Source organism: Flavobacterium sediminilitoris (assembly GCF_023008245.1).
Lineage (GTDB): Bacteria > Bacteroidota > Bacteroidia > Flavobacteriales > Flavobacteriaceae > Flavobacterium > Flavobacterium sediminilitoris.
The window spans coordinates 3,705,891-3,731,689 of sequence record NZ_CP090145.1 but is presented as its reverse complement, the minus strand read 5'-3'; the positions used below and the strand labels follow the sequence as shown (position 1 = coordinate 3,731,689).

Genomic DNA, 25,799 nt, shown 5'->3' with positions numbered 1-25,799 from the left:
TTAACTACAATTCTTTAACTAAAATTAAGAAAGCCATAGCTAAGACAAAGTATGCAAACCCTTTTTTTAGCTGAGATTCATTTATAAATTTATTTAAAAAGATACCTAATAGGATTCCTAAAATAGAAATTGCCGAAAAAGAGATTAAAAAGAACCAGTCGATTGTTAAGTTTTGAACATCACCTAAAAAACCTATTGAAGAGTTAATTGCAATAATAAATAATGATGTTCCTATTGCTTTTTTCATGGGTAATTTGGCAAATAATACTAAAGAAGGGATGATTATAAATCCTCCACCAGCACCTATTAAACCTATAAGTATTCCAATTAAAAAGGTTTGAATAATAAGAGATGTAATACTAGACTTTTCTTTTACAATTCTTTCTTTTTTCTTTTTTAGCATTGCAATGGCTGATAGGAGCATAATAATTGCAAAAAGGAGCATTAAAAAAGTATTCTTTGATAAAGAAAAATATGAAGTGGTTATTATGGTGTCTGGAATTATCGGAATTATAAAGCGTCTTGTTAAATAAACACCTATAAATGATGGTACAGCAAACAAAATTCCATTATGAAAATCTACAAGTCCTTTTTTATAATTTTGGAACGCACCTACAACAGATGTTGACCCAACAATGAAAAGAGAATAAGCAGTAGCTACTACAGGGTTAATGTGTAAAACATAAACTAAAACAGGAACAGTTAACATGGAACCACCACCACCAGTGAGTCCTAAAACTAAGCCTATGAGCAATGCACCAATATAAGCAAATACTTCCATTACATTATAAGTATTTCAATCTTGTTTCTGTGTAATTTTATTTTGCCTTGAAGTTCTAAGCTTTTTAATAACCTAGAAATAACAACTCTAGAAGTGTGCATCTCATAAGCAATTTGCTGATGTGTATTGTTAATTTCAGTACTGCCAATAACTTTTGCTTTGTCGGTTAAATATTTATATAAGCGTTCATCTAAATTCATGAATGCTAGTGTGTCAATAGCTTCTAGCATTTCATTTAAACGAATGTTGTAACTGTCAAAAACAAAATTTCTCCAAGTTTTATATTTAGTTAACCATTCTTCCATTTTCTCAATAGGTATCATAAACATAGCACCATTGTTTTCTGCAACAGCTCTTATTTTACTTTTAGATTTCCCCATGCAACAGGTTAAAGTCATAGCACATGTATCGCCACGTTCTAAAAAATAAAGTAGCAATTCATCTCCATTTTCATCTTCTCTTAGAATTTTTATGGCACCATCAAGAAGTAATGGCATAGATTTAATATAATCGCCAATTTCAATTAAATTTTCATCGGCTTTAAAACTTTTATAAGTAGCTACTTTTTCAATTTCCTCTAGTAATGCTTCTTCAAAGATATATTCGTAAGCGTCTTTTAATTTTTCTTTCATGATTCTAAATATATTCAAAGATACTCTATTCTAAATAATTTTGTTTGCTACTTTTGTTACATAACTGGGACTGTTTAAAAAGATTAATTGCTTTTGCCTAAATGTTTCTTTTTTTGAAGACAATGTATTTTATGCAATAGCTCTTTTTTTATATAGAATGTCAAAATAAAAAGCAGCGTGTAATATTTGATATTACACGCTGCTTTTTTATTATAAATTCAAAGGTTTTACATCGCCATTTGCAGTAATAATGTAATAGCGATTATTTCGTATAATAGTATTTTTAGGAAGTTGATCTTCTTTTAATTTAATTTTAATGATTAAATCATAAAATATTTGAATTGTAGGTTCTGTAATATCGGCATTAACAACAAAAGTATGCGTTTTAGAAAGTGAAGCATCATAAAACTGGGTGTTGTTTTTTCTAATATTGTTTACAGTGCTTTCTGGTGCAAAATTTATACTAGCTTGGCTATAGGCAGTGTAATTTTTATAACTTTCCATTGGGTAAACCGTATTATATCCTTCGGTTAACGATTTCTCTTTTTTAAACAAATCAGTATTCATAATAGCAGAATAATTGGTTAACATTTGTTTATATTCTTCAGCAGCTTTAGTTTGTAGAACATCTCTAATATGGTCTAAATTACTGGTTACATAATCAACTTTTGCTAAATCATAAATTTCTTGTTTAGCACACACATTCATTATGGTGTTTAAATCGTTTGTTTTTTTGTATTTGATGATTAAGTTTTTCTTTAACTCAAATCCAGAAGGTTTTTCGTTATACGTTTTAGGATTAAAAATTTTCTTCTGAATTTCATAATCATACATCGGAAGAAAAGAAATCATGTCAATAATAATTTCAATTTCTGCATTAAATGCAGTAAGTTGCTTTATTACATTTTCCAAGCGTTCATCCATTAATTTTGTTGTTTCTTCTGCTGTTTTTCCTATTTGAAGCACACTAAAAACAGCTCGTTGCGAAGAAGCTTTTTCGTTATAAATTCCTTTAATTTGAATATACATTTCATTTTCATTACCAGTAGTTGTTTGAATCGTATTAACCTGATTGTTTTGATACTGATTTCGAGAATTGTAATTGCCACTAGAAAGTGCTTTTGCAGTTTCTGAATTTGCATTTCCAGAATGTTGTGCAAAGATTTCCAAACTTAATAATAAAGCAATAGCTAAGGTAAATTTTAAATTTTTCATTTTATTTCAGTTTTTAAATTTATAGTGAAGTGTCAATCTTATAAGAAACAGTTAGAGTAAGCGCATATTGAATTCCAACTTCTGATTTTGCCATATTAATTACTTTATCAAAATCATGGGTATCAATGCCATCATAAAAGAAAGTCGTGTTTTTTCGAGCCAACTTTTTTATGAAATTTTGATTTTGACTTAAATTTCTATAATACGTTTCTATTTCAGCACTTTCAAATGCTTGATATTTTTTATATTGAGATTGCGGAAAAAAGATTAAAAAGTCTTCCGAAGCATTTGGAGTGCCTATAATTTTCTTTTTAAATGTTTTAATGTAAAGGTCTTTTTTATGTTTCGCAATTTTCATGGCTTCTTCAAACAAATTAGAATGAATATCCATTATATCATCATTATAATAATCTACCTTTATAACATCATAAATAGCATATTTTGACGCTAGAGTAATAATACGTTCAATTTCGGCTAAGTTCTTACTTGAAATAATAATGTTCTTTTTTATTTCATATCCTTTCTGATACTCATTTGCTTTAGTAGCAGCAATGTTGTAATCATATACTTTTGTTTGCGATATAAAATCAACATAAATATCTTCCTTTTTTATATTCATGTTGTGTAAATCATGAGTAAAACCATTGATTCTTTTATTTAATATAGTATTACATTCAGAAACAGTTTCAGCCTCTTCATTAGTTCCTAAAACAAGTGTAAAAGAATCGGCCTTATTATTTAAAAGTACTTTTATAGACACCGTAAGAAGATTATCATTTATACTAATTGTGTTTTTAAAACTATTCTTAGAAGAACCATAATGAGAAGTAGAATTTGATTCATAAATTCGATTTCCACTAATTTGAGATTGTGTAGTAATACTTAAAAGAACAAGCAAAAACGATACATAATTTTTCATTTTTATAATTTTTTAAAGTTTATGCAGCAAACATATTGTTCATTTTAAAATGTGCAATGGTAAACACACTGCATATACATTGTAATGTTTTTTCAGTACATTTACAGGAGTTTTACAGTATGAATTTTTAAGATAAAAGTAGCTTTACAAAAGATTTATGACAGATATTGAAGTGTTTTATGAATTGAAGAAAAGTGTTTTAGAACACTATAAAAAACGCTATCCGTATTTTGATGGAAATTGGAAAAGTTTCAGTTCACAAGATATTTTAAATCTTATTGATGATGTTCAGGAAAATACAAAAAATAGTGTAAGCGAAAAATGGATTTATACTCATTTAAAACCAGAAACTAATGAAAAATTGCCAAGAAAAGACATGTTGGATATTTTTTCACAATATGTAGGCAAAGAAACTTGGAACGAATATAAATTCGTTTTTTTAAATCAGACAAAAAAAGTTCAAAAGAAAAACAAGGCTCCAAGTAAAACAAAATATTGGATATTAGGCTTCGCAATTATAGTTTTGTTTTTATTCCTTTTTTGGAGAACAAAACAATCTGAAAACAAAACAAAAACAATAGAATTAAACGAAAAGTATAGCAACGATTCTATTTCTTCACAAACCACAAAAGCATTTGTAGTAGAAGATTCTGTTTTAACAGAAATTGCTATTGAAAACTCTAAGATAGAAGTAAAAGAGAACGCAAAAGTAATAGTAAAAGGTCCTTTTTATGAAGAAAGAATAGTTGATTTACAAAAGACACCCGAAATTAAAAAAGTAGTATTAGAACCAAATGATTATGCAAATATTCTACATGGTTTTATAAAAAGCGATATAAAAGACTGGCAAACAAGAAAAGAACAGTTAGACAAAATTTTAGACGAAAATGTAGAAGTTATAGTAATGTTACAAAATAATTTAGGAGCCGAATATTTTAATAAAGAAGAGTTTTCTCAAAAAGTAATTATTCCAACACCTTCGTTGAAACAATTGCAAATAGTGGAAATCAAAAAAAACACAGAAAATAAAATTATATTCATCCGATTAGTAAAACGATAATGAAAAACATAATATACCTATTTTTTTGTATTCCATTTTTTGCAATATCACAAAATAGTAATGCAAAAATAGTAAGCAATAAAAACAGCATTCTAGCAAATTTTTCAGAAACTTCAATAGTAGCTTATCAAGATGGTGCTGTTGAAAAAATAGAAGATTTCTATAGTTATCTAAATTTATATGCACAAACTTCAAATGCGAATGTAAAAAACGAAATAAAAGCAAACATTGAAGCCATATTTCTAAATCAAAATTTAATTTTAACCGACATTGTTGAAGGAAATGAAGTAAAAAAAACAATGCAAGAACTCCTAGAAAAGTTCAAAAACACATCAACTCATTTTGAAACATCAAACTTTAAAAAAGAAATGGATTCAAACGGTAATTTCTTCCTTATTCATTATGATTTACAAGTGAAAAATGAAGAAAACAAACAATATAAAATACATCAAAAAGTATATTTTTTTCCAAGTATAAAAAACTTTGGAACAACACAAAAGAATGTTTGGCAACTAAAATTAGGCGAATTTTAATGCAATATAATAAGTACAATTTTCACAAATACACTTTTTGCGTTTTTCAAGAAGTTGAAAATAATATAGTAGAAAAATTAAATTTGAGTTACAAAAGCAAATCAGGAAGCGCCTATTATTTTACAGCAGAAGGAGTATATAGAGTTTCAAACCATTGGGGAAGAGCAGCAAACTGTAGATGGAGATTACATTCGAAAAACAAAACAGTAAATCAGATTAAAAGAATTGGATATGCAAATTGGACCGATTTTTATCCAAATAATGAACATGAAAAATTATATTATATAGAAGTAAATTGGGAAACAAAAGAAGTTCATTTTCAACATAAAGAAAATCCAAATTACAATGATAAATACATCCTTAGAAATGCAGCTATAACAGCAAAAAGAATCCAAACAATAAGAGAAATACTTTTAGAAGAAAACTGGGCAAAATATCTTATATTTGAAAGTATTGAAGACCTTCGAAAAGAAATAGTAAATCAATTAATTCAAACAGAAGATACATTCATAAAGATTAAACAAAATTACAGCTAAGAATGGGAAGAAGAAATGAAAACAATAGATTAGCACACAAGAAAAAAGTGGATGCCAAAAAAAATCGTGAAAACGAAGCAAAAGCAGCATTAAAAGCAAAAAAGAAAGCCATCCTCAATAAATTTAACCTAAACCCAAATGAATCAGGAACAACTAATACACCTTCATAACGAAATTCAAATCGTAATTGATGCTATGGCAGTTAAAGAATTTAAGACAGCTAATAATAAATTAGTCAAAATAAGTGATGAAATCGATGATTTATTAGATACTACAAAAGATGACAAGTTTCTAGTAGAATTAAGTAAATATCAAGTTCTTCTAAAACATTTACAAGTAAAATTAAATTCTGCGGAATAGATAATTTACTTAGATACAGCTTCAAATTATGCTTTTTTAATCCGTTAGATGTAATTAGTTTTTGATAAAAATTTTTCATTAGTTTTGAGTTGTTTTTTATTATAGGAGTGAGAAGCGTATCGAAAAGTTTAGTTTCGTTTTGCCACATAAAAGAACTCGAACTAACTAGTATTTTAAATAATTTTACCTCAAAGATTATTCCTTTAACTAAAAATTAATACTTGTTATTTACATTGACTTATAAGATTATGTATCTTTATGTCAATGAAAAAGAATAGCATTACAAGTGGGTTTCAGTTTACTAAATATGAAGCACCATTTAAAACTCCATTTGAAAAATTATTTCCTATTTTCCAGGAACTAATTACGCACACTTCAGGCGATTTTGATGAAGCTATAGATTGGTTACGACAATTAGATGTAGAATACCAATTGACTACTCCTGAATATACTATTGATGATTTTATAGAAGATTTAAAGAAAAAAGGATACATTAAGGATGAAATAAAACCCGATGGATCTGGAGGAATGGCAATTACTGCAAAAACAGAAAGAGCCATTCGTCAGCATGCTTTAGAACAAATTTTCGGCAACCTTAACAAAGCAGGTTCGGGAAATCATAAAACCAAACAATCAGGAAAAGGAGACGAACAAACTGGCGATTTGAGAGAATTTCAGTTTGGTGATTCAGTTGAGCAAATTTCACTTACAGAAAGTCTCAAAAATGCTCAAATTAACAATGGAGTAGGGGAATTTAAACTAACCGAACGCGATTTGGTTGTAGAAGACAATCACCATAAATCTCAAATGAGTACAGTGTTAATGATTGATATTTCACACAGTATGATTCTCTATGGAGAAGATAGAATTACTCCAGCCAAAAAAGTAGCAATGGCTTTAGCCGAACTCATCACAACTCGTTATCCAAAAGATACATTAGATATTTTAGTATTTGGTAACGATGCTTGGACTATAAAAATAAAAGATTTACCCTATTTACAAGTTGGACCTTATCATACAAACACAGTTGCAGGATTACAATTAGCAATGGATATTCTGCGAAGAAAAAGAAATACCAATAAGCAAATTTTCATGATAACCGACGGAAAACCAAGTTGTGTGCGTGAGAAAAACGGAGAATATTACATGAATAGTAACGGTTTAGACCAATATATTGTAGATAAATGCTATAATCAGGCAGCTCAAGCACGAAAATTGCACATTCCAATTACTACTTTCATGATTGCTCGTGATCCTTATTTGCAACAATTTGTCAATTATTTTACCGAAGCCAATCAAGGAAAAGCATTTTACACGGGTTTAAAAGGACTCGGCGAAATGATTTTTGAAGATTATGAGAATAATAGGAAGAAGAAGATTAGGTAAAAAAGGATTAATAATTAATCCATAGTAATTAGTCAGTTTATATTAAATATTCGAGAACATAGAGAACACTTTAATATATTTTAAAAATACATTTAAATGAAGCAATTTCTTCTATTTTTTTTAATACTACTCTCAAACATAGTTTTTTGTCAAAAGGATTCTCTTTCTTTTGAAATGGAAATTTACAATAGGCGTTTTGAGTTATCAGAACCAGTACTTCCAGATTATCCAATCTTTAAAGGTTTAGAATTAAATGCTATTTGGGAATGTTTAATCACATTAGAAATCACGCATCATGTGAAAGAAAATATTGATTTTACAGCCGTAAGAACTCAAATATTTGATAGATTGAAACAAATGGCAACAATATTAGGGAACGAAGGCACTTTCTTTTATTTAGAAAATGGCTATGATAGTTATAATTGTATTCAAGAAAAAAATAAAGACTATTTGAAAACTAAAGAATTGTATCAATATATAGGAGAATGTTCATTACCAACAGGGTATAGAGAAGGAATGGAAGTATTCAATAAAGCAACTAGGGAAATCCAAAATAAATTAGCATATCAAAGAATAAAAAAAGAAAAATAATACAATATAAAATCATATAATGAAAAACATAAAAACAGTAGGCGAATTAAAAAAATCAGGATACCAATCTAAAAATATAAAAGACGAATTACGAACGAATCTAAGAAACAAAATAAAATCAGGAGAAACTACTTTTGAAGGTGTTCACGGATTTGAAAATACAGTAATTCCAGAATTAGAAAGAGCCATTTTATCACGTCATAATATTAATTTATTAGGACTTCGTGGTCAAGCCAAAACCAGACTAGCTCGTAAAATGATTGAATTGCTAGATGAATACATTCCAGTTGTGGAAGGTTCGGAAATAAATGATGATCCATTAAATCCAATTTCTCGTTTTGCTAAAGAGTTAATTAAAGAAAAAGGAGATGAAACTCCAATTACTTGGTTACACAGAAGTGAACGTTTCTATGAAAAATTAGCAACACCAGATGTAACTATTGCCGATTTAATAGGTGATGTGGATCCAATTAAAGCAGCTAATTTAAAATTAAATTATGCAGACGAACGTGTCATTCACTTTGGGATGATTCCGCGTGCACATCGTTGTATTTTTGTTATTAATGAATTACCCGATTTGCAAGCACGCATTCAAGTAGCGTTGTTTAATATCTTACAAGAAGGAGACATTCAAATTAGAGGCTTTAAATTAAGATTGCCAATAGATGCTCAGTTTATATTTACTGCAAACCCAGAAGATTATACTAATAGAGGGAGTATTGTAACGCCATTAAAAGATAGAATAGGCTCTCAAATATTAACACATTATCCAGAAAGTATTGAGATTGCCAAAACAATTACAGAACAAGAAATAAAACTAGATAAAAACCAACATGAAACAGTTTATGTACCTAGTTTAGCAAAAGATGTTTTAGAACAAATTGTATTTGAAGCAAGAGAAAGTGAATATGTAGATATAAAAAGCGGAGTTTCGGCACGATTAAGTATTACAGCTTATGAAAATTTGATTTCTACAGCAGAAAGAAGAACTTTATTGGCAGATGAAGATAAAACAACCGTTCGCTTATCCGATTTTATGGGTATTATTCCTGCTATAACAGGAAAAGTAGAATTAGTATATGAAGGAGAACAAGAAGGAGCAGCAATAGTAGCGCAATATTTAATAGGTGATGCCATTAAGACATTATTTCCAAACTATTTTCCAAAGATTGAAAAATTAGAACGCGAAGAAGAGAAAAATGCTTATACTGAACTATTAGAATGGTTCTTTGCAGAAAGTGGTTTTGAATTATTAGATCATTTTACAAATGATCAATATCAAAAAACACTAGATGCTGTCCTACCATTAGAAAATATAATTCAAAAATACCAACCTGAATTTTCAAAAGAAGACAAATATTTTTTAAAAGAATTTATTCTTTGGGGATTAGTAGAACACGAAAAATTGTCTAAAAACCGTTTTCAAACAGGATATCAATACAAAGATTTATACAGCAATTTTTTGAGTAGATTATAATTTTTAAGTAAGTCATTTATATCATTGAAGGTGGTGGAGTTTCTAGAAAAAAGAAGCTATTATAGCCCAATATTGCTGCTACAAAAGTTGAAATATAGACACTTCCACCATCTTTTAAATATAAATTTCCATTGGATATAATTTTGGTGCACTTTCAGATGGCAACCATTCAAATTTTTCTTCCATAGTGGTTGTACAGAAAACCAAAACTAAACTTACAAAGAATAGGTATTTAATAATTGTGACTCTCAATATCTTATTTTTTATATTCCCACATGTTGTCTAAATCTATTTTTGTAATAGGAAATTCCTTATCCTCTTGTTTGAAAACTAACCTGCGATTACTTAAATCTTCATTCATTTTTAAAACAATCTCTATCGGTTTTGTAGCATCTACTTGTTTGAATAAATTGAATATTTCAGTCTCGTCTATATTCTTAAATTCAAAGACATAATGTTTTCCTTTTGGATTTGTAATTATAAATGATAAGTAATCTGGAATAGCTCTTTCTTTAAATTCGTTTTTTAAAAGTGCTTCGTCAAACAAATCTTCTCTCTCTCCATTAAACATTTCCATAGAACTATTTTCAAAAGTATAATTAGGAATATCAATATTGGTTCTCCAATTATACTTTTTACGATAGGTATCCCAAAGTCCAAACTCTATTCCTCCTTTTTGTTTGATATTTTCTATAGCTTCTGGATAAATTTCAGTCAAATCCATAAAATCTTCTTGAGAAATTGTTGGATTTCCAGGGACAAAATCTTTCATAGCAACTTGCGTTTCTTTTGCTTGATAACGACCTATTTCTACTTGATTCCCTTCACCATACATCCAAACAACGGCAACGCCTCCTGGTGCTAAGCCTACTATAATTTGATTATATGTTTTCTTTTTTTTAGTCCTATAATTTACCACTCCTTCTTTAAAGAGCTTTGTCATTTTTTCCTTGGGTAATGCCCAGTTCCCTGTATAAAATTTGTTTTCAACGAAAGAAGCCCATGTAACCTCTAATCTGACAGGTACTGGTTTAAAATCATCTCCTGTCACATGAGTTGACCCATCATTACCCCAGCCACTATGAGCTAAGGCTGAGCAAGGGATATAAACACTATTGCCGTCTTCAAAAAAAAGATGGCCATTATAAATATTCATTGGGTATAACTTTGGTGCGCTTTCTGAGGGCAACCATTCAAATTTTTCTTCCATAGTGGTTGTGCAGGAAGCCAAAACTAAACTTACAAAGAATAGGTATTTAATAATTGTGACTCTCAATATCTTATTTTTTATATTCCCACATGTTGTCTAAATCTATTTTTGTAATAGGAAATTCCTTATCCTCTTGTTTGAAAACTAACCTGCGATTACTTAAATCTTCATTCATTTTTAAAACAATCTCTATCGGTTTTGTAGCATCTACTTGTTTGAATAAATTGAATATTTCGGTTTCGTCTATATTCTTAAACTCAAACACATAATGTTTTCCTTTTGGATTTGTAATTATAAATGATAAGTAATCAGGAATAGCTCTTTCTTTAAATTCGTTTTTTAAAAGTGGTTCATCAAACAAAGTTTCTCTTTCTCCATTAAACATTTCTATAGCAATTTTCTCAAAAGTATAATTAGGAATATCAATATTGGTTCTCCAATTATACTTTTTACGATAGGTATCCCAAAGTCCAAACTCTATTCCTCCTTTTTGTTTGATGTTTTCTATAGCTTCGGGTAATTCTTTACTAAGATCCATATACTCTTCTTGAGAAATTTTCGGGTTATTAGGAACAAAGTCTTTCATAGCTACTTGAGTTTCTTTTGCTTGATAACGACCTATTTCTACCTGATTCCCTTCACCATACATCCAAACAACAGCTACACCTCCTGGTGCTAAACCAACAATAATTCTGGAATATCTACTCCTTTTCTTAGTATTATAATTTACCACTCCTTCTTTAAAAAGTTTGGTCATTTTTTCCTTGGGTAATGCCCAATTCCCTGTATAAAATTTGTTTTCAACGAAAGAAGCCCATGTAACCTCTAATCTAACGGGTACTGGCTTAAAATCATCTCCTACCACATGAGTTGACCCAATATTTCCCCATCCATCATAAGCCATTCCTGAACAAGGCACATAAATACTATTACCATTTTCAAAAAAAAGGTGACCATTATAAATTTCCATTGGGTATAATTTTGGTGCACTTTCTGTAGGTAACCATTCAAATTTTTCTTCCATAGTTGTTTTACAGGAATTAAATATTATTAGTATTATTAAATAATATATGTTATTTTTCATGTTATGAATTTTTTGCTGTTTTTCTAAATCTGCGAATAGTAAACTTATCTGTAAATTCATAATTAGGACCTAGCCCAACTTCTCCAAATTTTGCGGACCAATGGAAATATTTATTTCTCAATTCTAATAACATATTGTGGTCGTTTACTATTAAATTAAATTTTTCTGTTGTCATCTTTTTGTTTGCTAGTTGCGCTCTATACAACTCTATCTGTGCATTAGTATAATATGTCATTTTAGGTTTTTCTCCTGAAATATAGTCATCTAATCGTTTCTTTACTTTTGTTAAATCAAGTGGGTATTTTGTGTCTTCAGTGCCATCAGGAAGAGGGAAATTTTTATTTAGTTTATCTACATTCATCACCTCTTTTTGAAAGTCAAATACTTTTTCGCCCATAATGTGCAGTGGCACAAAACTATATCTATTACTGATATTTGGTCTATTTCCATACGTTTCATGCCATTTATTAGGTCTCACTACTTCTCCTTCTTTGTACCAACCCTGCGTAATCAAATTATTTAAATCATTATTCAATACGGTGTCCCATTCTTCATCACTATAGCCATCAAAAACAGTATTATCAAAATCCAGTAGTTGAACATTGTCTGGCGAATCATGAACATAAGCTCCTCCTATATCACAGTGTACTCCAGGTAAAGAATATTCACTTCCTCCAGCCGCTTTTACACTTGTGAGCATAAAATTTGTTCTATGCTCATCTTCAGCCGCTAATTGAAATACTTTGGCTGCTTTTCTAATATCATTCAAATGCAATTCTTCAACATCATTTTCAAAATCTTTAAACGCTCCTGTTGTATTAGGGTCATAAGATGAAACAGTATCATATAAACCTACAAATTGCACTTTAACAAGTACATCATTTACATCAATTCCCATCTCTGTTAGTTTCAAACCTAAATGACCATATTTTGGTAACATATCTAGGTCTGTTTTACCTCCATGGCTATCTCGTTTTTCTAAATCTCGTGTACCATCATTATTTTCAACCCATGCTTCAATTGGTTTGTATTTATCTTTCGTTACTTCGTAGACAAAATTTCTAGCGGCAGCAGCACCACGACTAAAACCAAAAACATCTAAATAAATAATTTTTACATTATTATCCTTTTTTAGCTCTTTAATTACTTCTACTACCTTTTCACATCCTTTTTTCACTTTAGCCACTATACCTGTAGAACCTGCTCCAAAGGCTCCACCTGCTCCTTTTGTAAAATAAGAACTATCTCTGTCAAAATCCTCAGTTCCAATTCCTTCAATATATATTTTAGATATAAACTTATCCGTTTTTTTAGTATATGCAGTTTCCAGTCTAGCAACATTAGACCAGTCGTTTTCATAACTATCATTTCCACTATATTTTTTATAGGCTTTATTTCCTTTATCTCCTTCTTTTCCTAATCTAGCATTTGTATTGGTTCTGTTATTCATGGTTCCATCGAGAAATACACCAATTCTTATATTGACTATTCCATTTGGAGGTGGTGGAGGAGAATAACCTCCAAAACTAATGTTTGTTGCCATCTGAAATTATTTTTTATTAGAGATATTATATCTAAGCTCGCAATTGTAACCTTATATATTAAATTTTAATCGCTATATATATTGTTTTTTGTGAATTGTAATAGTTTTTCTTTAAAAATTTTTTAGACTTTTTTGTACTATTAAACTCAACGGTTTTACTGCTTTGTAATGTTGCAATACTGAATTTTGTAGGAACATTCTATACACAAAAATAGAAAAGCGTATTAGGTTAAAATTATATTTTTTTAAATTTAACAAAAAGTACAGAAAAACTGTAATTGCTTTAACATTGATTTATCACTAAACTTTACTATTGTAAAGTTTTCATTAAGAAATAAACCTAAACAATCTAAATTAGTTGAGGTAACTTTTATCCAATTGGTTTTATACTGCTAAAAGTGTTTATAGTTGCTGCCTTAAGTCTTCTCGAAACATAAATTTGTTTGTCATTTAATGTTTTAAGAAAGAATAGAATAGAGGGTAAGAATCAAGAAACATTTGAATCTTAATTGTACTGTGTTTTTACGTCTTTTTAGTTCGCTAAATTTAAAAATAATATTTCTCTCTAATAATAATAAACTATCGATTTTAAGAAACCATTTTAAATAATGAAAAAAGAATCGACTAAATAGATTATAATAAAGAAAATAAAAAAGTTAATAGATAAATTTTCAACGCATTTTTTTTAAATTTGAGAACAACAAAAAAATAACATGACTGAAAAAAAAGAATGTCGTCAAAGAATATTTCAACATTTAGATGGAATTGTAACAGCTCCAGTTGCATTTACATTATATAAAAAAGAAATTTGTTCTTATTTAATAGAAAAAAAAGAAGTTCAATTAGCAGAATTAGTTACAAAATTTCAAGTAAATGAAGGCTATCTTAATGTAGCACTAAGAACACTCGCATCACAAGGATTTCTAAATTATCAAGTAGACAATAATACAAATAAAATTACAATAAATACCAATGAAAAAAGTAGCTATGCTTTTTCATTATTTCCACTTTATGAAGATGTTGTTACCTTATTAAAAGAAACACAAATCTTCACTTCGGTTCGTATTGCAACGAATGCTATAACTAAGTTAGAAGCTATTTTTATAAAATATAAAGAACACTTTAATATAACATTTTCAACTAATTCAGAAGAAAAAGCCATTCAAGAACAAATTTTAGGACACATAGAAGGGTATCTTGTAGCACCTATAATTGTAAGTTTAGGAATGACAGGAATGTTTCATAAATACTTTATGGAAACGTCTTTTAGAGCAGAAGAATTTCATAAAGAACCAGAAATTTTTAAAGTAATACTCAATTTCTTTACATATTTAGGTTGGTTTACAGAAAAAAAAGGAAATTATCAATTTACAGAAACAGGGCTGTTTTTCGCAAAAAGAGCTACTGCTTATGGCGTAACAGTGTCCTATTTACCAATGTTTAAAAACCTAGATACTTTATTATTTGGAAATCCAGCAGATCTAAGAGATATAGCACAAAATGAAGATGAAATTCATGTAAATAGAGAAATGAATGTTTGGGGAAGTGGTGGAGCACATGCTACTTATTTTAAAGTAATAGACGATATTATCATTGAACTTTTTAATAAACCAATAAATGAACAACCTAAAGGAATTTTAGACATGGGTTGTGGTAATGGAGCTTTTCTACAGCATATTTTTGAAGTTATAGAAAGACAAACATTACGAGGAAAAATGCTCGACGATTATCCGTTGTTTTTAGTAGGAGCCGATTACAATCAGGCTGCATTAAAAGTAACAAGAGCTAATTTAATTAAAGCAGACATTTGGGCAAAAGTGATTTGGGGAGACATTGGAAGACCTGATCTTTTAGCGAAAGACCTTCAAGAAAACTATAATATAGATTTAAAAGATTTACTTAATGTGCGTACTTTTTTAGATCACAATCGTATTTGGGAAGAACCAGAAACTTTTACCAAAGAAAGAATAAGTACTTCAACAGGAGCATTTACACATAGAGGAAAACGAATTTCAAACAATGACGTCGAAGAAAATTTAGCACTTCATTTAAAAAAATGGGCTCCCTATGTAAAACAATATGGATTACTGATTATTGAATTGCATACAATTTCGCCTCAATTAACAGCTAATAATTTAGGAAAAACAGCCGCTACAGCTTATGATGCTACACATGGCTTTTCAGACCAGTTTATAGTTGAAATAGATGTTTTGCACAATGTAGCTTCTGAAGTAGGACTATTTCCAGAACCTTTATCGTTTAAGAAATTTCCAAATACAGATTATGCAACAGTAAGTATAAATCTATTAAAAGGATAACCCGTTGACTGAAATTATGTAAAAACGTCACTTCGAGTTTTTTTTTATGAAAGCGAATAGCAATTTCACAAAAAAGTATTGAGAAATATTCTTATAATAAAAATCACTCCAACTGAGAAAAAAACATCAAAACGGATTACACTCAACAGGTTAAAAGAAAATAGAAAATAATCGGAGTAAGTATAATTATTAATTGTAAACATGTCAAAGTGCTATTGTAAATCGAATATTGATTTTAAAGATTGCTGTAACCCATACCTAGAAAATCAAAAGAAACCAAAAACTCCTGAAGAATTAATGCGTTCTCGTTATACTGCGTATGTTTTGCAAAAAGCAGATTATTTAATAGAAACAACACATATATCACAACGTAAATATTATAAGAAAAAAGAAGTTCTAGAATGGTCAAAAACAAATACATGGCTAAAACTAGAAGTGCTAAAAGCACAAGACAATTGGGTGGAATTTAAAGCGTATTATTTAGATGAAAACTTACAAGCACAAATGCATCACGAAAAGTCAACTTTTAAGCAAGAAAACGAAATTTGGTACTATGTTGATGGAGTTTTCTTTTAATATAATGTTATAAAACAAAGATAGTAGTAGAAACACCTACTACTATCTTCTCAAACTTAAAACTTAAATATTACTCAACTTATATCTGTGTTTACTCTTTTGGGAAAAAAGATTACGATATTAAACACCTAAATTCATTATAAATGAAAATATGTTTGTTTTATAATTCCAACAAAACTATAAATTCGCAATACATTAAAACCCCGTAGAAATACCTGATTTTTAAAAAGAGTTGAGGTAATAGTAAAACGCATATTAAATGAATATGTTTCTTAGCATACTATTCCATAAACTTTTCAATGCGGATAACCTTTTCACCCTTGCAAAAAGGAATCTTACAACTAGGACTATAATAGCAATTGCCATTGTAAACATAATCTACTTCACCAGAAACCAAAACACCAATGACTTTATGTGTGTAGAAATTAAAAACAGGAGAACCAGAGTTACCTTGAAAACTATCCAGTGAAGTATAAAAATAAAACGGATTAGTATTTTCTTTTATAGAAGCATTCAGCGCAACTTTTGTAGGCAAACCAGTAGGATGACCTATCATGTATACTTCATTTTCATTAGAAGGAATCTTTGAAACATTTTCCCATTCTAAAATAGGTCTGTTAAAATCCCTATCTACTTTAAACTCTATAAGATCTAACTCTTCTTCTTTTTTAGAAACAGTTTTCGGATAATAAATATCATCTACATTGAAATAATAATTTACAACATCATTTGCAACCACTAACTTATAACCAAAAAGCACAATATAATCTGTAATTGGTCTTTCAAAAACATGATTAGCTGTGAGCATTGTATTTTTAGACACAATAAATGCAGTCCCAATTCCTGCTACCGTTTGATTATAAAAAGGAACATCATTGCACAAATTATAAATAGAACCTAGAGAATGAGAAGCATTCAGAAAATAAGTATCCTTAGCTAGTTGAGAAAGATTTTCCTTTTCAATAATAATGCCTACAGATTCACTTTTTTGTAATATTTCAAATTGCCAATTCACCATTGGATCTAATTGCAATAACTCAATGCGACTATCAAATTGAGAAGGACCAGAAAGCCTTGTTATTTTTAGCTCCAAATCAGATATTATGATTCTAGCATCAGAAGTTTCAGAATCATCTTCAATTATAGATTCAATACTTTCAAGCTCCTTTCTTTTGAGCATTTCTAAAAGCATATTTTGATTTACTTTTTGATCCTTTTTTAAAGCATCCAAAATTATTTTTTCTAACATCTTCTGATTCATTTTACTATCAAAAATAATCTTATCATCAATCATTTTCTCTACTTTAACCATGGCAGAATCGGCCTCCTGTGCAGAAGCAAAAGAAAGAATAAAAAAGAAAAATAAAATAAACCTCATTTAGTCTTTGTATTTTCCTGAAAGCGTTAACAGCGGAATATCAATTGTAATACCCAAGTTTACACGATATGAATCTACCGATTCAAATGCGTCTGTTCCTACTGGAATATCTCTTAGTTTTGGACCATATTGCATACCTAAATTTACAGCAAAAGGTGAATTTCTAAATCCATAAATTACATATAAACCAGGAGAAAAAATATCATTAAAATTAAATTCAGGTAGAGTTTGCGTGTCATTATTACTATCAAGACGTAAACGAACAGGAGCTGCAATATCAATGATAGGAATAAATAAACCAATGCTTGTTCCTTTTTTAAAAGCACCCCATGGCTGAATATAGAACCCAACAGGAGCAGTAAACCCTAAAGTTGTAGCTCTATCTTGATGATCAGAAAATTCAAATCCACCCATAATACCAGGAAAAGAATTAATAGCATAATAACTTCTTGCTCGTTCTTTTAAAGAAGAACTTCCCACTGGCAATGCAAAAGATTCAATAGCTTTTTCCACATCTTCAGCAGTAGCAGAAAGAGAAATATCATTTAAAAGATGAATAATTTTTAAGGCCTGCGTATCTTTTAAAACAGTATTATTTGTAATATAATCAGGAGCAAATGCCATAAATAAATCCCTTAGTTCATTTTCCAAAACCAAAGTAGCATCTGGTTGGTACAAAATTTGAGATTGGAACAAAGCTTTTTGATAGGCTATTAATTTATTTTTTATGTGTTCTTGCACCTTTTCACTTTGACCTTTACTATCTAAATAATCAAGTATGTTTTTGTTTATTTTTTCAGTATCAATACCAAAATTGGCAAATAAATAAGTGCTATCCTTAATTAAAGCATTGTGAAAAACTTTTAAATTTTGTTTGTACTGGTTTAAAGTAAGCGTTGAATCATCAAAAGACTTTAAAAACACATCCAAACCTTCTTGAGTATTTTTAAGCTCCTTTTTATCCATTAATTTTAGATTAACAATAGTTAAAGGACTTTTTAAATTCTTAACTTCTTCAATCTTAATATTAGGATTAAATGCTTTTCGAATAGTCATTAAATCACTTTGTTGTTCTAATAGTATTTTAGTATTGTATAAATTATTTTTAAAGTTTTGATCTTTAACGTTTAAATAAAGAGGAATCTCAATGGCTTTTATTATAGCATTAGAATACTTCTTTTGATGTAAATCTAAAACCAAGTCATTTCCTGTTTTAGCAATAGCAAAATAAGGAATAAGTTTTGTTTTAAAAGTAAGTGAAGTAGACACACTATCAGGAAGTATTATAACATTGTAATCGTTTTTCAAGAGCAAATCAGACGTGGCTACAATTTCTTCCGTAAATCCTATTATATCATGTACAAAACCATGAATTTCTTCATATTCTATCTCTTCATTGTTTTTATTTTTCTTCTTAATAGATTGTGCTGTTGTATGAATCTTTTCAGCATATTGCGCAACATTTACAAGATTCTCTTTTATAAAATTAAAATCAGATTGTCCACCACGTATTTTTTCTACTGTGATAGTAGTCATTATTTTTTTTACCTCGAAAGGGAAAATGTCATTTGCTTTTTTAAATTGGATATTAAAGTATTTCAAATTCTGTTGATGTAAAAAACCAAAGTATAAAAAGTAGAAATTAGTTTCATTTCCATAATTTGATAAAAAATCAATACTAGCAAATTTTTGTTCTCCATTTTCAACAACCGTTAAACTATAAGCCAACATAGAAGCCAATCGAAGTCCTTGTGCAATATTAAATTTAGAAGAATTATCCGTATTATTTCTCCAGTTTGTTAATGCTTTACTATTTTCTAGAAGCTCAAAATAATCAACAGGATTTTTTATCTTCGAAAGTTGAGGTATAATTTCAAGACCATCAAAAGCAAATTCTAAATCAGGATTATTAGCAATATAATTTTGAATTTTAGGTAATAACCTTAATCCTTTTGCATTGTCAAGAATAGCATTTAAATCTTGTTCAATAAGCTGTTTCAATTCATCGGTAAAATTGAGCAACTGATTGGCATCAAAACGTTTTAAATAATTAGTAGTTTTTGGTAAAATCACAACTAACTCTTCACTATAATTTTCAGGTTTTGGATCATTTAAATACTTTTTTATTTTGTCAATAGCATGCAGTGTCAATTCTTCCTTAATTCGCTTAGCTAAAAAACGACTTAAACCATCAATAATAGTCTCAAAAGCTAAATCACCACCAATAAAAGGCAACGATTTTTGAATGGAAGATTGGTAATTATTCTGAGCCAAATAATCCATTTGATTAGCATCTAATACTTTATATTTTTCAATAAACAAGCATACAATTTCTAACAAATAAGGATTATCAGTGTATTGCTCTTTTATTTTTAAAAGTTGTTCATTATCATTGTTATATTTTACAGCGAAGTACTTCTTTTTATTAATTAAAAGTTGCTCTTGTAATTCAGATATTTCTTCTTCTGCGGTTTTAATATTATATCCATTATTGAGCGTAACAGTTGTTTTTGAAACCGCATTAAATGCTTTTAAAACTCTGGTATATTGTGTGTTGCTATCATCTAGTTTTTTTATACTTTCTTTATCAATTACTAAACTACTTTTTTTAGAATCTTCTAAATACGATTTTAATATTCCAATTATTTTTTCTCTATCGGTATTTATTTCTTCTAATCTTGTATCAGGGTTTATAGCATTATAATCCTTTTTTAATAAATCAATTAAAACAGCCGCATCGCCCATTACAGGTGATGATTTCTGAGCCCAATTCAATAACGATATAAAAAAGAATAGAGTAAGTAATAATTTCTTCATGTTGTTTGTTTTGTTAGTTTGCGTTGCGTTTTAATAAGAAAATCAAAACATTCAAATTTAGAAATTATACTAACATGAAGCAATATAAAAAGATAAGTATTTTTATATCAATAGATTAAAAGAATGTTAACGATTTAAAATAAAAAAGATTAACATAATAGGAATTATGATAACAAAAAGAGATAAAAATAAATTTAAAATGGCTTTCCAAATAGAGAATTGTTGCGCCTTAGAAATACCAATTACATATAAAAAAAGAGTCCATAAACCGAATCCAAATTCTAAAAATAAAGAAAGATAAAAAACAATATTAAGAATTATATTATCACTGAGAACCTCTCCATCTGATTTAAAAATCTCAGCGCCATAAATTCCTATTTGAAGGAATACAATTAATGTACCTATTATAGAAGGAATAGAAGCATAAGCTAAAACTTTAAGTATTGTATTTTTATTTCCTTTTCCACCTATCCATTTCCCTGTCCAACTTAGTAGAGAAGAATAAATAGAATAAGTAATCCATCCAAATAAACTACCAAAAAAAATACAATTAATTATAATATAAATTAAAGACTTAGTATCTCCTAAATCTCGCATTGAAGCTCTGTCAAATGCATTAGAAATTCCAGCAAGAACAAGAAGCAATTTAAAAGATTCTTCATACTTATTTTTAATAATGTACTCAAAAAAATCTTGCGGTGCAGAAACCAATTTTGAAAACAATTCCTTATTAGTTAGGTGTTTTTTTTCTTCAAATTCCGAAAAATGTTCTTCCATTTCAGTAGGGTAAAATTATTTAGGAGCGCGCAATTAAGTATTTATATTTTACATATTCAAATAAAAAGGCAATGGATTTCTTTTTTAAATACATTATTATATTCCAAATTAGAATCATTTTCTTTCATAATTAATTCAGTAATTATTTAATAGCAGAGAAGCGTATGCTTCAAATTATTTTTAGTACTATTGCAAAATAAGCCCAATTTTTAAAGTGATTATGTATCCCGATAAATATATATACTGTCTTGAAGGCGTTAAAGATGTATCCGTTTCAAATACAAGTGCCATTTTACCTTCATTAGAAAACCTTGCACTTCGTTATGGAATTACAAATATTTATAAAACTTGCGATAGTATTGAAGGACTAGAGGAAAGTTTAAGCACATTACTCTATGAAGATCGAAATTTCATGGATTATGCCATTTTATATTTAGTTTTTGAAGGAAATGAAAACAGAATCATACTAGATAATTACTATTATACATTAGAAGAAATTGCCGAATTTTTTGAAGGAAAACTGACAGGTAAAATAATTCATTTTGCAAATACGATGCGTTTAGATTTAGACGAAGAAGCCTCGCAATATTTCTTAGATGTAACAGGAGCAAAAGCCATTTCTGGATATGCTAAACCAGTTCCTATTTTAAGTACAATACTAGATAATGCCTATTTCGGATTATATCAAGAATATGATAACGTAATAGATGTAGTAGAAATATTATTTGAAAAACACTACGCTTTGTGTACTACTATGGGCTTTCAATTGTATTATTAAAAACAGATCTCAATCCGCATCCTTTCGAGTACGGAGCGTATCGAGAAGTTTTACTCTATCTCATTTCATAAAAAAAACTAACGTTTAAATAATTTCGCCAACAGGTTAATTAATGATCAATTTATAACCCACACCGCGTATATTCATAATTTTAATAGTATCATCAGCTTCCATTTTCTTACGCAATTTAGAAATAAAAACATCAAGCGTTCGGCCTATATAATCACCTTCATCACCCCAAACAATATTTAAAATAACATCGCGCTCTACTGTTTCATTCACAGATTCATGCAAAACAGCTAATAAATTAGCTTCCTTACTAGATAACTCAATTGTTTGATTATCATACTTAAGCAGCATATTCTTTTTATCAAATATAAAACGCCCTAATGGAATACTATCAGTAGTATTGGAAGAAGAAGATCTTGCTTTTCTCTTATACAAAAAGACACAAACAAGAGCTGTTATAGCAAGAAGCCCCAAACCTATAGAAACAAAAGAAGAAATAAATGTTTTAGGAGCAACATTTTCTCTTTTCACAGCATCGCTACTCGTTTCTGCACTATGTAAAGGATAAAAATCTAAAACAGTTAAAAATAGAGTATAACAACTTTTGGGCGGTATTCGTTCTCTACAAGGCACTAGGTTTATAGAAGAATGTATCCCCATTTCATAACTATATACTATCTTTTCAGTATCAAACTCTTCAACCTCTACCAAATATTTTTTTACAATTTTAGAGTGAGTCAATACACTATCCATAGTATGCACAAGGTAATTCGGATCAAATTGAAACTCAGTATCAAAGGCTATTTTATATCGATTATTTTCTCTTTCAATGGGCAACACCAATGAAGTACTATCATTAGATTGAAGTAGTAATTGGTGACCAACTACACGAAGTGCTGCTTTTATTCGATTATCTTGAATTGTATTTTGAGAAAAACTAGTATTAAAACTAAAAAAGAAACCGATAAAAAGAAAGAGAAGTATTTTATTAAAATTATTATTCATTTCACAAATGTATTTAATAATTTAAATGACAACTATATTTTACAATGTAATTTACATTATTTTACACTTCTTAAACAACTAAAAACCAGATAAACTCTAGCTTTGACTATCAAATTATAAATAGATAGTACAATGAAAAACATGTTAAAACCCTTTATTTTCTTCTCTCTCGTTATCACATCATGTAACGGACAAAGAGAAAGTGTAACAGCAATCAAAGTAAATTCACAAAAAACAGAATATGCTACTGTAATGGATGAAGACTATAAATACTGGTATGGAGAAAAATATGCACAAAGACCCGACAAATATTTGCAAGTAAGCGAATATATTAGAATAACTTTTCAAGATAGTAAAGGCAATTTATGGTTCGGAACAAACTCAGAAGGAGTTGTTCGTTATGATGATAAAGAATTAAAATACTTTTCAATAAAAGAAGGCCTATCAGGCAACCAAGTAACAGATATTACAGAAGACAATTATGGAAATATTTGGATCTCAACAAATGCAGGCATATCACAATATGATGGAAACCAATTTTATAATTATAAAATAACTCAAAGCTCGTGTAATAATAAAGTAATGAGCATTTATAACGACCGAAATGGACAAATTTGGGCAGGATCATTTAGCGGATTAAGTGTTTTTACAGGATTTCAATTTGTACCTGTTGAAATTAGCAAAGAATTTAAAAGTGCTATTATGACTATTACCGAAGATACTAAAGGAAACCTTTGGTTAGGAACCGATAAAGTAGGAGCTTATAAATATGACGGATCAACCTTTGAACAAATTATACCAGAAGGAAGACAAGAAGACAAAAGCGTTACAAGTATTGTAGAAGATAAAAGCGGAAACCTTTGGTTTGGCTCCATGATGAGCGGTATAAGTAAATATGACGGAAACACATTTACAAACTTCAATATAGAGAACAAAATAGAAAACAATGAAGTTTGGACTATTTATGAAGATAAACTAGGAAACATTTGGTTTAGTTCAGAAGGATATGGTATTTACCGATATCAAAATGGTATACTCACTAATTTCAGCAAAAAACAAAAATTACCACTTCATGCCGTACAAACTATTTTTGAAGACAAACAAGGCCGCTTTTGGATAGGAGGAGGCAACGGACTCTATCGCATGGAAAATAATACCTTTATAAATATTACTAAAAACGGACCATGGAAAAGGGATAATTGTTAATTATCCCTCATTTTAATTACAAACAACGGATTAAACCCACGTTGTTATAACATAGATCGTTCCTATGGAATTGACATGTTTTATGCTCACAAGTAAGAGCCATCGGCTCGGTCAATATTGTAAGGTAGGGTTTCAATCCTATCATTTCCGTAATATCTCCAATCTTGTCATGCTGTAAACATCCCATTAGTAACTCCACAAACTAATTCAAACAAATGCGACCCTTTACAGGGAGACAAGTTTGCGTTTAGAAAATGGGTGTCAATCTGTAAAATCTGCGTACCTACTTTTACCACAAGACAATCATTAGTAATCAGTCATCATCTTGTCATGCTGTAAGCATCTCATTAGTAGCTCCACAAACTAATTCAAACAAATGCGACCCTTTACAGGGAGACAAGTTTGCGTTTAGAAAATGGGTGTCAATCTGTAAAATCTGCGTACCTACTTTTACCACAAGACAATGATTAATAATGAACCTCAATCTTGTCATGCTGTAAGCATCCCATTAGTAACTCCACAGACTAATAAAACCAAACAAATGCGACCCTTTACAGGGAGACAAGTTTGCGTTTAGAAAATGGGTGTCAATCTGTAAAATCTGCGTACCTACTTTTACCACAAAACAATGATTAATAATGAACCTCAATCTTGTCATGCTGTAAGCATCCCATTAGTAACTCCACAAACTAATTCAAACAAATGCGACCCTTTACAGAATGATAAGATGATGTATTATACTTACTCTCTCATTAATTGTTTCAACTTTTTAGTAGCTTTTACATTATTAGAAGCATCCTTACAATATGCAACTAACATGTTAGTAACCTCTGAGCGAATTTCATCATCATTAAGTTTCTTATTTGGGCTTTCTATTACAACCTTAGACATTCCAGCCAAATACATTCCAAATAAATCAGTATTACCATCCGTTAATTCCGTCATTTTAGAATCTATATTAAAAGTATAATCACTTCCTTCCATCCATTTTAAAATAAATTGAGTAGCCGATAATCTATTTAAATCATCTTTCTTAACAGGAGTTGAAAATAAATAAGTAGCACATTCTACAACTTTTGTTTCAGCATTTTTATAATCTTCTACATTAGAAAGCGGATAGTCATTCAGATCAGTGAAATTTTGAGCAAATGAAAATGTAGTAACTACAGTAAAAAGTAAAGCAAATAAATTTTTTTTCATGAATAAATTTTTTAAAAGGTTAGTTATTAGACTATAATGCCTAAAAGCGAAGATATTAAAAAAAACAGAATATCACATTTTAAAATTAAAAGCCATTCATTTCATAAAAAAGCCATCGGCTCGGTTAATATTGTAAGGTAAGGTTTCAACCCTATCATTACTTGTAATATCCCCAAACTTGTCATGCTGTAAGCATCCCATTAGTAACTCCACAGACTAATAAAACCAAACAAATGCGACCTTTACAGGAAGACAATTTTGCGTTTAGAAAATCTGCGTCAATCAGCAAAATCTGCGTGCCTATTTAACCACAAGACAATGATTAATAATGAACCCCAAACTTGTCATGCTGTAAGCATCCCATTAGTAACTCCACAGACTAATAAAACCAAATAAATAAAACCCTTT

Annotated in this window: 25 protein-coding genes; 12 read left to right on the top strand and 13 right to left on the bottom strand. The window is 29.2% G+C overall.

Features of this window, described 5'->3' with window-relative positions:
• Nucleotides 1-4: 4 nt before the first annotated feature.
• The 4 genes from LXD69_RS17115 to LXD69_RS17100 form a co-directional block, all read right to left on the bottom strand.
• Nucleotides 5-781, bottom strand: a complete 777-nt coding sequence (locus LXD69_RS17115; protein WP_045972238.1) for a sulfite exporter TauE/SafE family protein — start codon at nt 779-781, stop codon at nt 5-7.
• On the bottom strand, nt 781-1,413 hold the full coding sequence (locus LXD69_RS17110) for a Crp/Fnr family transcriptional regulator (RefSeq protein ID WP_045972240.1): 633 nt from the start codon (nt 1,411-1,413) through the stop codon (nt 781-783). The genes LXD69_RS17115 and LXD69_RS17110 overlap by 1 nt, the downstream gene beginning before the upstream one ends.
• 210 nt (nt 1,414-1,623) lie before the next feature.
• Nucleotides 1,624-2,628 (bottom strand): SIMPL domain-containing protein, encoded by a 1,005-nt coding sequence (locus LXD69_RS17105; RefSeq protein WP_246916268.1) that lies wholly within the window; start codon nt 2,626-2,628, stop codon nt 1,624-1,626.
• A 19-nt stretch (nt 2,629-2,647) separates the two neighbouring features.
• A complete protein-coding gene (locus LXD69_RS17100; RefSeq protein ID WP_246916267.1) occupies nt 2,648-3,547 on the bottom strand; it encodes an SIMPL domain-containing protein in 900 nt (299 codons plus the stop codon).
• 157 nt (nt 3,548-3,704) lie between these two features.
• On the opposite strand from LXD69_RS17100, the gene LXD69_RS17095 reads away from it, so the two are divergent.
• From LXD69_RS17095 to LXD69_RS17060, 8 genes are all read left to right on the top strand, one after another.
• On the top strand, nt 3,705-4,607 hold the full coding sequence (locus LXD69_RS17095) for a hypothetical protein (protein WP_246916266.1): 903 nt from the start codon (nt 3,705-3,707) through the stop codon (nt 4,605-4,607).
• Nucleotides 4,607-5,140 (top strand): hypothetical protein, encoded by a 534-nt coding sequence (locus LXD69_RS17090; protein ID WP_246916265.1) that lies wholly within the window; start codon nt 4,607-4,609, stop codon nt 5,138-5,140. The genes LXD69_RS17095 and LXD69_RS17090 overlap by 1 nt, the downstream gene beginning before the upstream one ends.
• Nucleotides 5,140-5,676 carry a hypothetical protein gene (locus tag LXD69_RS17085; protein ID WP_246916264.1) on the top strand — a complete coding sequence of 179 codons (537 nt, stop codon included), beginning with the start codon at nt 5,140-5,142 and terminating at the stop codon, nt 5,674-5,676. Before LXD69_RS17090 ends, LXD69_RS17085 begins: the two co-directional genes overlap by 1 nt.
• A 2-nt stretch (nt 5,677-5,678) precedes the next feature.
• Nucleotides 5,679-5,846, top strand: a complete 168-nt coding sequence (locus LXD69_RS17080) for a hypothetical protein (protein WP_161794167.1) — start codon at nt 5,679-5,681, stop codon at nt 5,844-5,846.
• Nucleotides 5,815-6,036 carry a hypothetical protein gene (locus LXD69_RS17075; protein WP_045972251.1) on the top strand — a complete coding sequence of 74 codons (222 nt, stop codon included), beginning with the start codon at nt 5,815-5,817 and terminating at the stop codon, nt 6,034-6,036. The genes LXD69_RS17080 and LXD69_RS17075 overlap by 32 nt, the downstream gene beginning before the upstream one ends.
• A 258-nt stretch (nt 6,037-6,294) precedes the next feature.
• Nucleotides 6,295-7,422 (top strand): vWA domain-containing protein, encoded by a 1,128-nt coding sequence (locus LXD69_RS17070; protein WP_394799730.1) that lies wholly within the window; start codon nt 6,295-6,297, stop codon nt 7,420-7,422.
• A gap of 174 nt (nt 7,423-7,596) precedes the next feature.
• Nucleotides 7,597-8,013: a hypothetical protein gene (locus LXD69_RS17065; RefSeq protein ID WP_246916262.1), complete on the top strand. Its 417-nt coding sequence runs from the start codon at nt 7,597-7,599 to the stop codon at nt 8,011-8,013.
• Nucleotides 8,014-8,032: 19 nt separating this feature from the next.
• On the top strand, nt 8,033-9,490 hold the full coding sequence (locus LXD69_RS17060) for a MoxR family ATPase (protein ID WP_246916261.1): 1,458 nt from the start codon (nt 8,033-8,035) through the stop codon (nt 9,488-9,490).
• Between the two features lie 114 nt (nt 9,491-9,604).
• On the opposite strand, the gene LXD69_RS17055 is transcribed toward LXD69_RS17060, so the two are convergent.
• The 4 genes from LXD69_RS17055 to LXD69_RS17040 are packed head-to-tail and all read right to left on the bottom strand — an operon-like array spanning nt 9,605 to nt 13,327.
• The gene (locus tag LXD69_RS17055) at nt 9,605-9,742 is read right to left on the bottom strand and encodes a DUF2931 family protein (RefSeq protein ID WP_246916260.1); all 138 of its coding nucleotides are present in this window, start codon (nt 9,740-9,742) and stop codon (nt 9,605-9,607) included.
• Between the two features lie 4 nt (nt 9,743-9,746).
• A complete protein-coding gene (locus tag LXD69_RS17050) occupies nt 9,747-10,766 on the bottom strand; it encodes a DUF2931 family protein (protein WP_246916259.1) in 1,020 nt (339 codons plus the stop codon).
• Nucleotides 10,767-10,770: 4 nt separating this feature from the next.
• Nucleotides 10,771-11,784: a DUF2931 family protein gene (locus tag LXD69_RS17045; protein ID WP_246916258.1), complete on the bottom strand. Its 1,014-nt coding sequence runs from the start codon at nt 11,782-11,784 to the stop codon at nt 10,771-10,773.
• Nucleotide 11,785: 1 nt separating this feature from the next.
• Entirely contained in the window at nt 11,786-13,327 is a 1,542-nt protein-coding gene (locus LXD69_RS17040; RefSeq protein WP_246916257.1) for a T6SS phospholipase effector Tle1-like catalytic domain-containing protein, read from the bottom strand.
• A gap of 713 nt (nt 13,328-14,040) precedes the next feature.
• Between LXD69_RS17040 and LXD69_RS17035 the strand changes: the two genes are divergently transcribed.
• Together LXD69_RS17035 and LXD69_RS17030 are read left to right on the top strand one after the other, a co-directional pair.
• Nucleotides 14,041-15,645: a class I SAM-dependent methyltransferase gene (locus tag LXD69_RS17035; protein ID WP_246916256.1), complete on the top strand. Its 1,605-nt coding sequence runs from the start codon at nt 14,041-14,043 to the stop codon at nt 15,643-15,645.
• 201 nt (nt 15,646-15,846) lie between these two features.
• Entirely contained in the window at nt 15,847-16,221 is a 375-nt protein-coding gene (locus LXD69_RS17030) for a YchJ family protein (protein ID WP_045972263.1), read from the top strand.
• Nucleotides 16,222-16,501: 280 nt separating this feature from the next.
• Here LXD69_RS17030 and LXD69_RS17025 read toward each other — a convergent pair whose 3' ends face one another.
• The 3 genes from LXD69_RS17025 to LXD69_RS17015 all read right to left on the bottom strand — a co-directional run bounded on the left by LXD69_RS17025 (nt 16,502) and on the right by LXD69_RS17015 (nt 21,193).
• A complete protein-coding gene (locus tag LXD69_RS17025; protein WP_246916255.1) occupies nt 16,502-17,599 on the bottom strand; it encodes a trypsin-like serine peptidase in 1,098 nt (365 codons plus the stop codon).
• Nucleotides 17,600-20,416: a hypothetical protein gene (locus LXD69_RS17020; protein WP_246916254.1), complete on the bottom strand. Its 2,817-nt coding sequence runs from the start codon at nt 20,414-20,416 to the stop codon at nt 17,600-17,602. It lies immediately after the preceding gene.
• A 126-nt stretch (nt 20,417-20,542) separates the two neighbouring features.
• On the bottom strand, nt 20,543-21,193 hold the full coding sequence (locus LXD69_RS17015; protein ID WP_246916253.1) for a Yip1 family protein: 651 nt from the start codon (nt 21,191-21,193) through the stop codon (nt 20,543-20,545).
• Between the two features lie 220 nt (nt 21,194-21,413).
• Between LXD69_RS17015 and LXD69_RS17010 the strand changes: the two genes are divergently transcribed.
• On the top strand, nt 21,414-21,971 hold the full coding sequence (locus LXD69_RS17010) for a DUF6642 family protein (protein WP_045972271.1): 558 nt from the start codon (nt 21,414-21,416) through the stop codon (nt 21,969-21,971).
• Between the two features lie 105 nt (nt 21,972-22,076).
• Here LXD69_RS17010 and LXD69_RS17005 read toward each other — a convergent pair whose 3' ends face one another.
• Nucleotides 22,077-22,985, bottom strand: coding sequence for a winged helix-turn-helix domain-containing protein (locus LXD69_RS17005; protein WP_246916252.1), 909 nt, complete (start codon nt 22,983-22,985; stop codon nt 22,077-22,079).
• A 132-nt stretch (nt 22,986-23,117) separates the two neighbouring features.
• On the opposite strand from LXD69_RS17005, the gene LXD69_RS17000 reads away from it, so the two are divergent.
• The gene (locus LXD69_RS17000) at nt 23,118-24,191 is read left to right on the top strand and encodes a ligand-binding sensor domain-containing protein (RefSeq protein WP_246916251.1); all 1,074 of its coding nucleotides are present in this window, start codon (nt 23,118-23,120) and stop codon (nt 24,189-24,191) included.
• A gap of 741 nt (nt 24,192-24,932) precedes the next feature.
• On the opposite strand, the gene LXD69_RS16995 is transcribed toward LXD69_RS17000, so the two are convergent.
• The gene (locus LXD69_RS16995) at nt 24,933-25,391 is read right to left on the bottom strand and encodes a hypothetical protein (RefSeq protein ID WP_246916250.1); all 459 of its coding nucleotides are present in this window, start codon (nt 25,389-25,391) and stop codon (nt 24,933-24,935) included.
• Between the last annotated feature and the right edge of the window lie 408 nt (nt 25,392-25,799).